The sequence below is a fragment of the Spirosoma areae genome (genome assembly GCF_054781775.1).
This window is the reverse complement of record NZ_BAAGTT010000001.1, coordinates 17,766-31,510: the sequence shown is the minus strand read 5'-3', so window position 1 is coordinate 31,510 and position 13,745 is coordinate 17,766. Positions and strand designations below refer to the sequence as shown.

10 protein-coding genes are annotated in these 13,745 nt (G+C 49.1%); 7 read left to right on the top strand and 3 right to left on the bottom strand.

Going from position 1 to position 13,745, the window contains the following annotated elements:
* The first annotated feature begins 94 nt into the window (after nucleotides 1-94).
* The 6 genes from ACYVI1_RS00110 to ACYVI1_RS00085 all read left to right on the top strand — a co-directional run bounded on the left by ACYVI1_RS00110 (nucleotide 95) and on the right by ACYVI1_RS00085 (nucleotide 5,190).
* Nucleotides 95-1,243 (top strand): hypothetical protein, encoded by a 1,149-nt coding sequence (locus ACYVI1_RS00110; RefSeq protein ID WP_460905251.1) that lies wholly within the window; start codon nucleotides 95-97, stop codon nucleotides 1,241-1,243.
* A gap of 102 nt (nucleotides 1,244-1,345) precedes the next feature.
* A complete protein-coding gene (locus tag ACYVI1_RS00105; protein WP_460905249.1) occupies nucleotides 1,346-1,726 on the top strand; it encodes a helix-turn-helix transcriptional regulator in 381 nt (126 codons plus the stop codon).
* Nucleotides 1,719-2,009: a hypothetical protein gene (locus tag ACYVI1_RS00100; protein ID WP_460905248.1), complete on the top strand. Its 291-nt coding sequence runs from the start codon at nucleotides 1,719-1,721 to the stop codon at nucleotides 2,007-2,009. Before ACYVI1_RS00105 ends, ACYVI1_RS00100 begins: the two co-directional genes overlap by 8 nt.
* Before the next feature lie 313 nt (nucleotides 2,010-2,322).
* Nucleotides 2,323-3,579, top strand: a complete 1,257-nt coding sequence (locus ACYVI1_RS00095; protein ID WP_460905246.1) for an AAA family ATPase — start codon at nucleotides 2,323-2,325, stop codon at nucleotides 3,577-3,579.
* Between the two features lie 103 nt (nucleotides 3,580-3,682).
* Nucleotides 3,683-4,915, top strand: coding sequence for a BT4734/BF3469 family protein (locus tag ACYVI1_RS00090; protein ID WP_460905244.1), 1,233 nt, complete (start codon nucleotides 3,683-3,685; stop codon nucleotides 4,913-4,915).
* Nucleotides 4,912-5,190 carry a hypothetical protein gene (locus ACYVI1_RS00085; RefSeq protein ID WP_460905242.1) on the top strand — a complete coding sequence of 93 codons (279 nt, stop codon included), beginning with the start codon at nucleotides 4,912-4,914 and terminating at the stop codon, nucleotides 5,188-5,190. Before ACYVI1_RS00090 ends, ACYVI1_RS00085 begins: the two co-directional genes overlap by 4 nt.
* A gap of 180 nt (nucleotides 5,191-5,370) precedes the next feature.
* Here the strand turns inward: ACYVI1_RS00085 and ACYVI1_RS00080 are convergent, their stop codons facing one another.
* Together ACYVI1_RS00080 and ppk1 are read right to left on the bottom strand one after the other, a co-directional pair.
* Nucleotides 5,371-5,724, bottom strand: coding sequence for a hypothetical protein (locus ACYVI1_RS00080; protein ID WP_460905240.1), 354 nt, complete (start codon nucleotides 5,722-5,724; stop codon nucleotides 5,371-5,373).
* A 724-nt stretch (nucleotides 5,725-6,448) separates the two neighbouring features.
* Nucleotides 6,449-8,554, bottom strand: coding sequence for a polyphosphate kinase 1 (gene ppk1 / locus ACYVI1_RS00075; RefSeq protein ID WP_460905238.1), 2,106 nt, complete (start codon nucleotides 8,552-8,554; stop codon nucleotides 6,449-6,451).
* A 415-nt stretch (nucleotides 8,555-8,969) separates the two neighbouring features.
* Here ppk1 and ACYVI1_RS00070 point away from each other — a divergent pair, with 415 nt between their 5' ends.
* A complete protein-coding gene (locus tag ACYVI1_RS00070) occupies nucleotides 8,970-10,958 on the top strand; it encodes a glycoside hydrolase family 97 protein (RefSeq protein WP_460905236.1) in 1,989 nt (662 codons plus the stop codon).
* 93 nt (nucleotides 10,959-11,051) lie between these two features.
* Here the strand turns inward: ACYVI1_RS00070 and ACYVI1_RS00065 are convergent, their stop codons facing one another.
* Complete coding sequence (locus ACYVI1_RS00065; RefSeq protein ID WP_460905234.1) at nucleotides 11,052-13,490, bottom strand: sugar-binding domain-containing protein; 2,439 nt, start codon at nucleotides 13,488-13,490, stop codon at nucleotides 11,052-11,054.
* Nucleotides 13,491-13,745 lie beyond the last annotated feature (255 nt).

Below are 13,745 nucleotides of genomic sequence, written 5' to 3'. Positions count from 1 at the left end.
GCCCCTTTCTTCTCCCCGTCCAGATTTTCTCTCAGATCGTAGACTATTTAAAGCGCGGAGCCGCCGACCGCATTAAACTATAGAATAGAAAAGTATGAGCCGTCTACTTACGCTGTCAAAACTCAATACAATACGGGCAAAAATCAATTTCGATGAGCTTCACGAGTTTAACTGTGACTTGGATAGTAGTAAGGAATGGGGAATCAACTGGTCTCCTGTGAGGGGTTTACTCATTCACCCTGACCATTGGGAATCACTGTTGGATAATATTGTCATCTTAGAACACGCCGGAGACTATTTTTTGGGTAAAGTAAATTCTGTATCCGATGAACTAATTACGCTATCGTTATCTGACAATAGCACCGACGTTCAATTCTTCTTCAGACGGTTTGTTGATCAGGCATACGCCATCGAAACAACTCGTGGGGATGCGGCCAGATTTACAAGATTGGTTGAGTTCATTGACAATAATTTAGAACTTGCTATGTCCGGTTACCTATTTGAATGCTTAACTATTGGTACTATTGAAGAGCGTTTTGCACGAGAAAACCCAGATGAAGTAATTAATCGGATTGACCTTACTATCCGTAACACAGGTCGGTGGATAACAGAAGCGTTGAGCCACATCAGCGGCAAGAAAAGAGTAGAAGAACTCAATGTGTTAAAAGACCTTCTCACACTTTTACTCAGTTTTGAAGACAAACCACTCCCATCTCCCATCGTTAAAAAAGCAATCCGATTAAAGAAAGAATCGCTAATTGAATGCCTGAACGAAGTTAACCGGCAGATAGGATTACGTTGTCAGCCGTCGAGTGAGACAGCAGGACAAGAAGATAACGATGATTACTGGAATGGCAAAAAGAATCGTTTCAATCCACCCATGTCATTAGGTGTTATTGACAAATGGTTCATGCAGTTAGCAAACACTAAAAGCAAAAATGGCAATCCATTTCTGACAGTCGATCAGGTTCAAAAGTTCATCGAACGGGCATTTACACTTAATACAGACGTACCCATACAGACTTTTAATTTAGCAAACGGAGAACGGACATCTATTGAAAAACTATTTTATCTATACTATGAAAAATGCAAAAACGACTATACTTATGAGCCAACAAAGCATTCTAAAGCAAAATACGTCCGGTTGCTGACGGATAACTTTACTAATTATAATTTCGATACTGTTTTTAAAAAATTTAATAATTCACAGGCCGCACCAATTAAGTGGGACACCACTATTTAATAACTGCTGTAACTGTTTTGTACCTGCTATAACTGTTTCTCCCTGACTACTGACTATACCCATAATATTGCCCAACGCATCTGAAAAGCGTATTAGCAATATATGGACAACACTCCCCTCACTTTCGCTCAGCTACCTGCTTTCGTAGCTGATTTAGGCCGAAAAGTTGATGACTTAAAGGCCGCTGTGCTTTCGCAGAATGAACGTAGTCACCCCGCTCCTGATCGTTGGTTAAGCATCAAAGAACTGAGCCAATACCTTCCAGGACAGTTAGCCGTAACGACGCTTTATGGTCGGGTCCAACGGCGCGAGATACCTTTTAAGCGAATGGGCAAACGACTGGTCTTTTTGCAAAGTGAAATCGATCAGTGGCTTAAGGACCAACACATCAAGACTTTCACCGAATTATCTACCGTAGCTGAGGGGTATGTAAATCATAAGAAGCCATCGGAACGTCGGAAGGAGGGGCGCAATCGTGTTTGAGTTTGTACAAACCCACCCCGTTAGCACCCGCCAGCCGGTTTTAGCAACCAGCGTCGCTCACGAAATAAAAGCTGTCGGCGGATGTATTTGGCTGCTCCAAAAAGCTGACTTTGGCCTGCAAATTCGGGCCGAAATTGGGCGAAAACAGCTTAGAATCGTTCTCCAACCCCTATCCGGGGAAGGCCCGCCCGTGCCCTCTGAACCCAACTCTTCTGTATTTATAGTCGCCAACATCGACGACCTGCGCGTGTTCCTCACCACTCTCCCAAATGCAAACGGATAGCTCCGCCCACCACAGCAAAACTATCCGTTTACTAACAAGCTCAAAATCAATGCAATCTACTCATTTCCAGCCTCTCACGCAAGAGCTACTACCCAATTTTTTCGCCGGAACAAATGGCAAATTTTACCGGCGTCTCGAAAAAAATCCTTCTAAGTTTTTCGAATTTCATTCAGAGGAAACAGCAAAACGACCCGATGCCACAACGATTGGAAACTGGCCAGCAGACCTCTATCGAAAATTGCTTTCCGAAGAAAACGCTGCGCCGTTTTATGAATCTAATAGACAAGAGTCCCGACGTCCTCCTATTTTTAATATGTCGGACGAAGAACTGGCGGAGACTGGCAATATTAACTTTAACGAACAGGAGTCAGACAACGACTACCAGAAGCCGCCCCCAAACACGGCGGAACAACCGGATGCCGAAGAAAAGTCCAGCGAAAAAACAGGTAACAATTCCGATTCATCGTCCAATCTCCTGAAGCGCCTGCTAACCAAAGAGCAGGTGTTGGGGAATGCCGCAACACAGCAGGTTGTATTTACGCCACCACTAATCAGCCGGGATGGATCTGGTATCATTGGACGGGGTACTGCGAATATCATCCAGGGTGCTTTTGGCTCTCATAAGTCCCGACTGGCTGAACTCTTGGCTGCGCTGATGCTGACAGGTAATGATAATAACGATCCGCAGTTTCTGGAGTTTAAAAAGGCCATGCTGGAACGCTTTTGTGTATGCTACATCGACACTGAGCGCAATCTTACGGAGGAGTTGCCCTACGCCGTTCAGGGCATAAAACTTCGGGCGGGCTTTCGCTTAGACGAAAAGCCCGAACACTTTCGCTTTACTTCCATCAAGGGGGAAGAACGCAAAGACCGATTCAATGCCATTGAAACGTTTATCCATCACGTTCGGAAGCAAACGAGTTTGCATCTATTTTGCCTGATTGACGTAGTGACTGATGCCATCGGGGATTTTAACGACCCCAAAGAGTCGATGAAGTTGTTTGATTTTTTGGGCAACCTCTGCGATAACTACGACGCAACGTTTTTGCTGGTTATTCACCAGAACCCAGGCACTGAAAAAGCCAGGGGACATACCGGCACCGAAGCGGCTAACAAGGCAAGTACAGTTTTACAAATTGGTTTCGAGAAAGACGCAAACGGCAACGAAACTGAACTAATAAAACTCCGTTATCTCAAACTGCGACGAGGCAAACGCCCCGACCCTCTATTTCTAAAATTCTGTAAGGAATCCCATGGCCTGCGGCTGGCGGGCGCCGATGACATTGCCAGCTATATTCATCAACGCAAACACAAGGCCAACGGAGAGGATGTGCCCGACCGCCTGACAAGTTTACTGGCTGATGGTCCGCTAACCAAAGGAGAGGTAGTCGAGACACTCGAAGCCGAATTTAAGGCCAGCAACGCAACCATCCGTAAACGGCTAAAACTGGTTGTCGAGGAGCAGCCACCGATGACCGATGAACAGGGTCGAAACGTTCGATTAGGTGAATACCGGGATGGTAAGCAACAGTATTACCGGCTTGAATTAATCGAGCAGGAACCCGACTAAAAGTTACTGCTAACTGCTAACCCCCCTATATGGCCCTTAGCAGTTAGCAGTAACTTTTGATACTGCCAAAATCAATTTAGCACCAACTTTAGCAGTTAGCAGCATGGACAATCAGACCCTCCGCCCAAACCTGTTAGATGTACCAATCAGCATCTTTGCCGATACCTACAAGAAACAGCCAGAGGATGTAACTACCCTGCGACGGATAACCACGACTGGGTTTTACAAAGAACCTATTGAGGTAATCCGCCAGGAGCTGGATGAGCATCGGCAAAAGGACTTAAAGAAAAAGCTACGAGCCTTTACTCCTGTTGCCCTGCTCAACCACCGAACGAAAGGCTTTCCCGTTAAAGAGCAGGTGAACCACCAATGGCCGCTATTGATGGGAGACATTGACCAGCAGGATAACCCCGACGTTGACATGAACGAGTTAAAGCGGCATATTGCCCGACTACCTTACGTGGTACTTTGTTCGTACTCCGTTCGGGGTGGGGTATGGTTTGTCGCTCGTCTGCCTGACGGACAAACGCCCGAAACCTTGGTGGCTCATTTTCGGTATCTGCAACGGCTATTCAGTCAAAAGTTTGGGATTGCCTTAGATGGCAGCAAAGGCAATAACCCAACGCATTTACGGTACGTCAGTTACGATGCCGAGCCGTATTTTAACGAAGCTGCGGGGGTTATGTCAGGTCAATACACCCCTCCGCCAATTGCTCCACGCAACGACCGGCCAGCCTACCGCTTCCCATCGGGTGAATTTACCCGCAACGCCCTTCAGCGATGTGTACGTCTCATCGAGGATGCCCCCGATGGCCAGAAACACGCCCAGCTAAACCGGGCTGCCTTTACTGCTGGTGGACACATTGCTGGTGGGGTACTGGATGAAGCCGATGCCATAACTGCGCTGGAGGATGCCATCCGGCGAAAACCGAATGTTGCTGATGTGCGGGCCGCAGATCGAACGATTCGCGATGGGATTCGCGATGGTAAACAACAGCCAATTTATGCCGAACCAGCTACATCTGTTGTCCCAAAAACGGGACGGGCTACTTTTAAACGTGAAAGCAGCGTAGCCAAGTCTGATTGTGACCCTATTATTGTCAGCATCATCGCCGACCACAGAGTCAATCCCGGCTCGATCCTTCGCCCGACTGAATCTCAGCTCGAACGCTTGACGCTTGATTCATGCGATACCTACCCCGTCGAATGGGACGAACCAACCCCGCCTAACGCCGTACCGATGATTAAGCCAATGGATTTCTTTGACTGGCAGCGAAAGTACCCGCCTTTTAACCGCTTGGGCTTAGCCTCACAACAACCGGAAACACAACTATGATTAACCTCAGTAACCTCACTCCTGACCAGATAGCCAGCATTGCGGCTGTCCAAAAGCGACGACTGGTCGATTTACAACAACTGCCCCACTGGAGCAACAGCCAGTTCGAGGAGGTCTTATTTTGCCTACAAACCTGGGATGAGCGACACCGGCAATGGGCGCAGGACGTGGAGGCCATTCAGGCCCTGGCCTTCGATGTACGGATGCCCGATGCCTACGCGCAGAAACTCCAGCAGCTACTCCAACACTGGACCATGACCAACCAACTCACCTAAACCAACAACCTGCCATACCCATTCTTGAATCGACCCCAAATCATCAACTTTACCTGGACGATTTGGGGGGCGTATTGATGCTCGTCCTACACGACCAGCAAACCAACGAGACTTACTACAAGCTACCCAGCATTACCTGGCGGCTGGATTCATAGGTATAGATTATACTCTAGCAACTCATTACTCAAGAGTGAGGTGGATGGGCCTGAAAGCCGCCGGATTAACGTAGAAGGTGTGATTGGCCTTGCCATAGGCGACCAGCCTGGCCCGCAGCAGTTCGGTCTTGGCCCGGGATATATTGGCCGAATGATGGCTGAAGAGCGTCCGCAGTTCGCGGGTCGGACAGTAGCTCAGGCCCGTGCTGGCATCCACGCGGGCGGCAATGACGAGCAGTACCCGCAGCGCCCTGGGTGAGAGCGAAATCAGCAGGTTGAGCGTGTAGTCGTCGGGCTGGAACACCGAGCGGGCATAGGCCTTCTTCTCACCTGCAAAGGGGTTGGTGTTGTAACTGGTGTGATCTTTGAGATTCCGCATGGTGTCCGGGCGCAACGTGATCTGTCTATGCGTCAGGCGAATATAATTAAGAGTTATATAGTCATAACTAAAAATTATCGAATAGGTAGAGAGGGATTATCCACATCTATTATTTTACATACTATCTTCTTGATTACCAGAGTGTAACTTAACTAAGTAGGCATCCGAGTAAAGACCGGTTCATGCTATCCTGATGCCAGTAGGTATTTGCATTGGTATAAATGGGATTTGCCGTCGGCCAAAAGCCCTTTGTCTAGAGTGGTCTGATGGGAAGGGTTTGGACAACCAGCGGGCACACACCCGTAGTGGCTTCTTAAGACATGTACCTCTACTGGGACGTGTAAACTCCCCCCCGGTAGGCGTGAATACTGCCAGAAATAAACTGATTTATCAAAAGCATCTGCGTCTGGGACTATCCCCTCTGCTCCCTACCTGGCTGAAGCGTTTTTTTGTGCCCTCCTGCTGTTTTTGCCAGCTTAGTTGAAAAGGGAGGTAAGGGCAGTTTATACTAGGCCGGTTGCTCTTGGGTATTGGGATGGCATCAAGCTGATCAGAACGAAGTTAGAAAAAAGGGACGTTTTTCTGAACGGTGGTTGGGTAGGAGGGAGGTGGATAAAATAGTTTTTTGCCTACATTTCTACCCGATTACTAATGCTCTCAATTTCAATAACTGTCAACAACTATCCGTAGCATACGAAATTTAGAATATGGCGATTTACTTCCGTTATGATGGCTCTTTAAGCCAATCGTACATAGCCCTTTGCGCACGGAGTTTGGAGTCATTCCCTGAGTCAATGGGTTGATTTTGTCCCCATTGGTCAATCCGGCGAGCTTTTTCCGAATCGTGAAGTTGAAAATCGAGCAGTTGCAGCAATTCTTTTTTCAGCGCCGTCGAATAAATGGGAAAGCCTACTTCTACCCGATGGTAGAGATTCCGGTTCATCCAATCGGCCGAAGCCAGATACACCTCGGGTTTGCCTCCATTGTGGAAAACGGCGACGCGACTATGTTCTAAAAATGTGTCCACCAACCGAATCAGCTCAATCCCTTCACTGATCCCCGGTAGATCCGGCACCAAGCAGCAGATGCCCCGAATGATGAGTTGAACCTGCACCCCGGCCTGATTGGCTTCGTACAATTTATCAATCATCACCTGATCTTCCAGGCCGTTGAGTTTAATGATCAGACGGGCTTTTTTGCCTTTTTTAGCCTGCTTGATTTCCCGCTCGATCAGGTCCAGATATCGCTGCTGAAGATTGACCGGTGCCACCAGCAGGTGTCGCAGACGATGGATCTTTTTTTGCTTTCGCAGGTAGCCAAAGACTTTTTCCAGATCATCGGCCATCCCCGGATGGGTCGTAAACAAACCCTGATCCGTATACACCTCGGCTGTCGACTCGTTAAAATTGCCCGTGCTCAAATACACGAATCGTTGCGGGTTTTTCCTGGATTTGGTGGCCCCATTGGCGCGCTTAACTAAGGCAATCTTAGCGTGGACTTTAAGGCCGGGTAAGCTATAGATGATGCGCACACCAGCCTGTTCCATCTCTTCGGCCCACCGCAGGTTGTTCGCCTCGTCGAAGCGGGCTTTCACCTCTACAAACACGGTCACTTTCTTGCCATTGCGGGCGGCACTAATCAGTGCATTGGCAATCAGCGAGTCCGTTGCCACTCGGTACAGAGCCACCTGGATCTCATAGACGAGCGGATCGATAGCCGCTTCGTTAAAAAAGCGCAGGACGTAGCTATACGATTGATAGGGAAAGTGAAGCAAGCGGTCCTGCTGACGGATGGCAGCCAACACGGACTCGTAGGTATCCAGGTCAGGAGAAGGCAGCGGAACCATGCCGGGCACAGCCAGACCAGGTTTCGTACTTAGCGGTAAGCGGATCAAATCACTCAGACTGTGGTAGCGTCCACCGGCCATCAGGTCATCCTCGGTCAACGAAAACAGCTTGCTAAACCGGGCCAGCAGGGGAGCGGGCATTGCCCGGTCGTACAAAAAACGAACCGGCGGGGCGGTTTTCCGTTTGTTCAGTTGAACTTTAACTTTTTTGATCAGATCACCCCGATATTCGTCGTTGATACTGATGTCTTCAGATCGGTTGAGCTTGAAACTACAGCAGGCGTCAACGTCGAAAACCGGAAAAATGACGCCTAAATTAGCCCGGATGATCTCATCCAGAAAGACGTAGTAGCTTACCCCATCGATTGGGGATAGCTCAACAAAGCGAGCCAGTTTATCTTTTGGGATGTTGAGGTAGGCCATTACGGTCTCGGCCGGCGATTCTACGTGAAGGGCGTCTGGTGCGAGTTTAGGCCGTAGAGTAAGAGCGAAATAAAGGGCTTTGCTATTAAGCAGGGGAAGTTTGTCCCGACTCTTCATCCGACGGTGCGTGCCCACGAAAACGGGTTGCAAATAGGAGAGTACGGTACGACGAAAGTACTCGGACGCTTCTAAGCGATGAAGGTCTGACAGAGGTTGATGGGTATATAAAACCACGTTCTTCTGCCTAAGTTCCGGAAGAAGGGTTTGCTCGAAGAGCGCTTCGTACTGGGGTTGCTGGCGGGCAACGGTATCAGCAATCTGAGCCAGCACGACGAGCGGATCAATCGGTAGTTTCTTTCGTTTCTTTGGGGATAGAGCCGCCATGCTGCGCAAGGCCGCGACGCGAACCCGAAAGAACTCATCGAGATTGGCCGAATAAATAGCCAGAAATTTGACTCGTTCGGCCAGAGGCACCTGCTCGTCGTGGGCTTCCAGCAACACTCGGTAATTGAACGATAACCAGCTCAAGTCTCGGTCGGCATACACATAAGGATGCACCATAAGGCATACTGTAAGATTGACCGCATCCGGGTTGATGGGTGTACGTAATGTATAACTCGCTAGAAAAAAATCGGCCTCAAAAGTGCGTTACCAAATTGTAATGTTTACGCCTTTACGGCCCAATAAGTTGGGGCTATAATACTACTTTCGTGGGTAGTTCAGCAGACCCCAACAAGACGTATGCTACGGATTAGTGTGGACAATTATTAAAAAGTTGCTGTCTTGTCTCGAAATCATAGGGACGTTTTTCTGAACGGTTTTGAGTAGGAGAGGGGAATCATTAATATTACTCGGTTTCATAACTGTTAACTCTAATCCGTCACATACGGCGGGCTCGATACGTTTAGTGGTGTACTGTATTTTAATTTTTAGCCCTAGTTAATCTTATTTTCGAAGTCCTTTTCTCTTAACTCAGATGAACACGAAATACAGAATCGTTCTGCTCCTGCTGGTGGCAAGCTCCACCTGGCTAAATGCCCAGAAACCTAAGAATTACGACCTGAAGTCACCCGACGGCACCATTCGTCTGCACGTTGAAGCCGCCGATAAACTACTGTGGTCTCTGATGCACAAAGACCATCCGATTATTACGCCCTCGGCCATTTCCCTGCAACTGGAAGGCGGAGAAGTGCTGGGCGATAAAGCCCGGATAACCTCCGCACCCATGCAAAAAGTGAATGCCACCATTCAGGCCATCAATTACAAAAAAGCAGTTATTCCAGACCAGTATAATCAGCTTACCCTGAACTGCAAAGGCGAGTATGGCGTCATTTTCCGGGTGTATAATGACGCGGCAGCCTACCGGTTTTTTACGAAGCGCAAGGATTCGCTGACTGTGAAAATCGAAGAAGCCAACGTCAATTTCACCGACGACCACCGGGCCTTTATTCCCATTCAGTGGGATTACCGGGGCGGCCAGAATTTCAACTCCTCGTTTGAAGCCCTGTATCACGAAATCAAACTGTCGCAGTTTCCCAAAGATTCCTTAGCTTTCTTACCGCTGCTGGTCGATGTGGGCCAGAATAAGAAAGTCGTTTTGCTGGAAGCCGACCTGGAAGATTACCCCGGCATGTACGTAGACATGAATCAAAGCGGGAAAGGTTTTAAAGGGGTTTATGCCCCTTACCCGCTGGAAGCGCAATTGGGCGGATCGGGGAACATGAACTTCATTCCGACCAAACGGGCTGACTACATGGCCAAAACAACGGGCACCCGCTCGTTCCCCTGGCGGGCGCTAGCCATCAGCGAACAGGACAAAGATTTGCTCAACAATGATATTGTCCAGAAGCTGGCCGCCCCCACCCGCATTGCCGATGTGTCCTGGATTCAGGCCGGGCAGTCTACCTGGGACTGGTGGAGTAGCCGGACTATTTCGCACGTCGATTTCAAAGCGGGCAACAACACCCAAACCTATAAATACTACGTTGATTTTGCCGCCAAAAACGGGGTGAAATACATCGTCATCGACGCCGGTTGGTCAGATCGGCTGGACCTGCTAAAGGTGAATCCGGCCCTGAATCTGCCCGAGATTGTGGACTATGGCAAGCAGAAAAACGTGGGGGTTGTGATATGGGCTTACTGGTATGCCATTACGCAGGGAATGAACCAAGCATTCCCGCACTACGCGAAGATGGGCGTCAAAGGCTTTAAGATTGATTTCATCGACCGGGATGACCAGGTGGCCGTTAAATCACTCTACGACATCGCCAAACTGGCGGCTGACAACAAGCTGATGGTTGATTACCACGGCGCATTCAAACCCACCGGATTGCAGCGAACGTACCCGAACGTGATTGGCTATGAGGGCGTCAAGGGTCTGGAAAACTTCAAGTGGTCGAATGAAGATCAGCCCCGTTACACGGTAAGCATCCCGTACATTCGGATGATGGCCGGGCCAATGGATTACACCTCGGGTGCGTTTCGGAACGTGAATCAGGCCAATTTTAGGCCTATCAATAATTTGCCGATGGCCAAGGGGACGCGCTGTAACCAGTTGGCTCAGTTTGTGGTGTTTGAAGCGCCGTTCCAGATGCTGTCGGATAGCCCGACGACCTATATCAAGGAGCAAGAATGCACCGACTTCATGACCAAAATACCCGCTGCGTTCGATGAGACGGTGGCGCTGGATGGCAAAGTAGCCGAATACGTAGCCCTGGCCCGCCGAAAGGGCGATACCTGGTTTGTCGGGGCGATGAACAACTGGACTCCTCGCGAACTAACCCTTGACTTTTCGTTTCTGCCGAGTGGCAGCTACGAAGCGGAGGTCTTCAAAGACGGCCTGAATGCCGAGCGTGATGGCACTGATTACCAAAAGGAAACCATTACCCTTTCGTCCGGGGCTAAGGTGCCGTTACAACTGGCTGGCGGTGGCGGCTGGGTAGCCCGGATCAGAAAGGTCAATTAATGAGTTGTCAATAGAATGGGTAGGTTACTACTTGTAACCTACCCATTCTATTGAGTGGTGTAGTCACTTAAGGCTATTCCACTGTCCAACATATTATTGAAATCGGATCACTTTCGATTGCAGACCGGGTGCTGATAACGTAACGGTTACGGCACCGGCTTTTTGCTGTGACTGGATGTAGGCCAGTAAGCGACCCTGAAACAGCTTGCGTTTATCGGCCTTATACGCTTCATGGCTGGTGGTGCTGCCACTTTCCAGACCAATCAGCTTGGCGGGGCCTTCCACCTTCACCCAGATTTCACGATCGGCAGTATAGACCGGGACACCGTTTTTATCCAGTACGTTTATCTCAATATGGCTTAGCTGTTTTTTTGTTTTATCGAACGAGGTACGATCCGCCTTTGCCTCAATGGCATACGCATCACCGGCTGTTTTTAAGGCGTATTGCGCTGACTCCTTTCCGTTTTTATACCCTTTCATCGATAAATCACCCGGCTGGTAAGCCACCCTCCAGGTCATAACCCGCTCGGCAGCATCAGCCAGTTGCTTTTTGCCCAATGACTTTCCGTTTAGCAGCAACTCGGCTTCGTCACAAGTGGTAAAACAGCTTACCCGTATGCTATCGCCTTCTTTGTAATTCCAGGAAGCAGTAAGCTTCCGTCGGTTGTTGGCCTGATTGCCTGTCGGAGGGGTCGCCGGTACAGGAGCCGTGGCCATGTAAACGAAGGGGGTATCGGTCCACAGGCTTTGCCGAAAGTAAAACTCCGGTTTTTTAAAACCCGCCAAATCGATTAAGCCTGCCTGATTGCCTTTGGAGGGCCAGCTACGCGCTTCACCTAAGTAGTCAATGCCGGTCCATAAATATTGACCTGATATATACGCGTTATCCGCTACCGCAGCCCACGCACTGTAGGCCATCCCGTTTTCGCTACCGTAAATCACCCGGTCCGGGTATTTCTTGTGGTCGTCGGGGTAGCGGTATTCCTGATAATTATAGCCGACAACATCCAGCGCTTCAGGAAAGCCAACTTCGTTTGACATGACTACCCCGGCCAGCGCGGCCGTTACGGGTCTTGTGGGGTCGTATTTCTTCACGACGGCCGCCAGTTGCCGGGCCAGTTCGCCTAACCGACTCGCGGCCGGATGACCAGGCGTATACCCTTTGCCATAAATCTGCGGATTTCGGCCCGTATTGAGCACTTCGTGCGTATACGGATCATTCGGATAATCGATTTCATTACCGATACTCCAGAAGATAATCGAGGGACGGTTACGGTTCCGTAAGACCATATCCGCTACGTCACGCTCGGCCCATTGGTTGAAATCCGAATATGAACCATCATTACCCGGCTTGCCAACATTCCAGCCTTTTATCCATTTGTTTTTGCCTTCTTCCCATTCATCAAAGGATTCATCCATAACCAGAAAACCCATTTTGTCGGCCAGGTCATAGAGGTAATCGGCATGGGGGTTATGGCTCATCCGCAGGGAATTGCAGCCGACTTCTTTCAGCGTTTTTAATCGGCGAACCCAAACTTCTTCCGGCACGGCAACCCCTAAAGCACCTGCATCGTCATGAATGCAGACACCTTTGAGTTTCATGTTCTTTCCGTTGAGGAAAAAACCGTTGTCTTTATCGAATTGGAAGGAGCGAAAGCCAACGTTCTCCGTGATCGTATCGATTGGCTTGCCATTGGCGTTTACCGTAACAATCAGCTGATATAAAGCAGGCTGCTCGGTTGACCAAAGTGACGGATTCGGTACAGTAAATGACATCGTGGCATCGGCTTTACCACCGGCCTGAACCGATACGGGTTGCTGGGCCGTAGCTACCGGTTTTCCTTTTGAGTCAATTAACTGCGCTTTTACTAGGATGGGTTTCGTGATGCTGGATTGATTGGCTACTGACACGGTAACATTCGCGGTGGCCCGTTGGGGAGTTACCTCGGGCGTAACGAAGCGAACGCCCCACAGATCAACATGCACCGGATCGGTGGCTACTAAATATACATTGCGGTAAATGCCCGAACCGGTATACCACCTCGAATCGGCAAACTGGGTATGATCGACTTTTGCCGCCACAATGTTTTTGCCTGTCTTGGCCAGGTAAGGTGTGATCTCATACTGAAAGGGGGTGAACCCATTGGGCCGTTTGCCCAGATAATGCCCGTTTATCCAGACCTCACTATTCTTATAGACGCCATCAAAGTAGAGAAATATCTTTTTTGACCGCATACCGGGGGTAATGTCAAATGCCTTTCTGTACCAGCCAATTCCGCCGGGTAGATAGGCCGTAGCGCTGGCCCACTGCTCCTCAAAGGGCCCCTCAATGCTCCAGTCGTGGGGCAGGTCTACGGCTTTCCAGTCAGCCTCATTCACCGTTGGTTTGTCGCCATTGGTCATATCGCCTTTATGAAACCTCCAGTCATCATTAAATAAAATGGTTTGTCGGCTTTGCTGGGCAAAGCCAGTCGTCGTCAAGATCAGGTTCACTAAAATCAGCAAAAGCGAAGCATCGGTAGCTTTGAGCATAGCAGAATAGAAATGAAAAAGCAAGTAATGGATGTATACCTGGAAAGGACGGTTTTCAGACGATATACTTCCAGGAGTAGAGCCAAAAAGTAGGGACCACCGTTCATCGAATTAAGGGTTCACTTACTACTATATTTCTTTGTGTCTTATTCTTAAATCAATGGGAAGGTTTCGTGAACGATTTTATTGGAGGCTGTTTCTAATCTAATGTATTCATTGATAGCCAATTACACGACCACTAAATGGTTTGAAATG

What these genes read in the sequence shown, in the direction of transcription:
- ACYVI1_RS00080 (WP_460905240.1), bottom strand. Translation starts at nt 5,724, where the DNA reads ATGCGGAATCTCAAAGATCACACCAGTTACAACACCAACCCCTTTGCA.
- ACYVI1_RS00090 (WP_460905244.1), top strand. Translation starts at nt 3,683, where the DNA reads ATGGACAATCAGACCCTCCGCCCAAACCTGTTAGATGTACCAATCAGC.
- ACYVI1_RS00085 (WP_460905242.1), top strand. Translation starts at nt 4,912, where the DNA reads ATGATTAACCTCAGTAACCTCACTCCTGACCAGATAGCCAGCATTGCG.
- ACYVI1_RS00065 (WP_460905234.1), bottom strand. Translation starts at nt 13,490, where the DNA reads ATGCTCAAAGCTACCGATGCTTCGCTTTTGCTGATTTTAGTGAACCTG.
- ppk1 (WP_460905238.1), bottom strand. Translation starts at nt 8,554, where the DNA reads ATGGTGCATCCTTATGTGTATGCCGACCGAGACTTGAGCTGGTTATCG.
- ACYVI1_RS00095 (WP_460905246.1), top strand. Translation starts at nt 2,323, where the DNA reads ATGTCGGACGAAGAACTGGCGGAGACTGGCAATATTAACTTTAACGAA.
- ACYVI1_RS00105 (WP_460905249.1), top strand. Translation starts at nt 1,346, where the DNA reads ATGGACAACACTCCCCTCACTTTCGCTCAGCTACCTGCTTTCGTAGCT.
- ACYVI1_RS00110 (WP_460905251.1), top strand. Translation starts at nt 95, where the DNA reads ATGAGCCGTCTACTTACGCTGTCAAAACTCAATACAATACGGGCAAAA.
- ACYVI1_RS00070 (WP_460905236.1), top strand. Translation starts at nt 8,970, where the DNA reads ATGAACACGAAATACAGAATCGTTCTGCTCCTGCTGGTGGCAAGCTCC.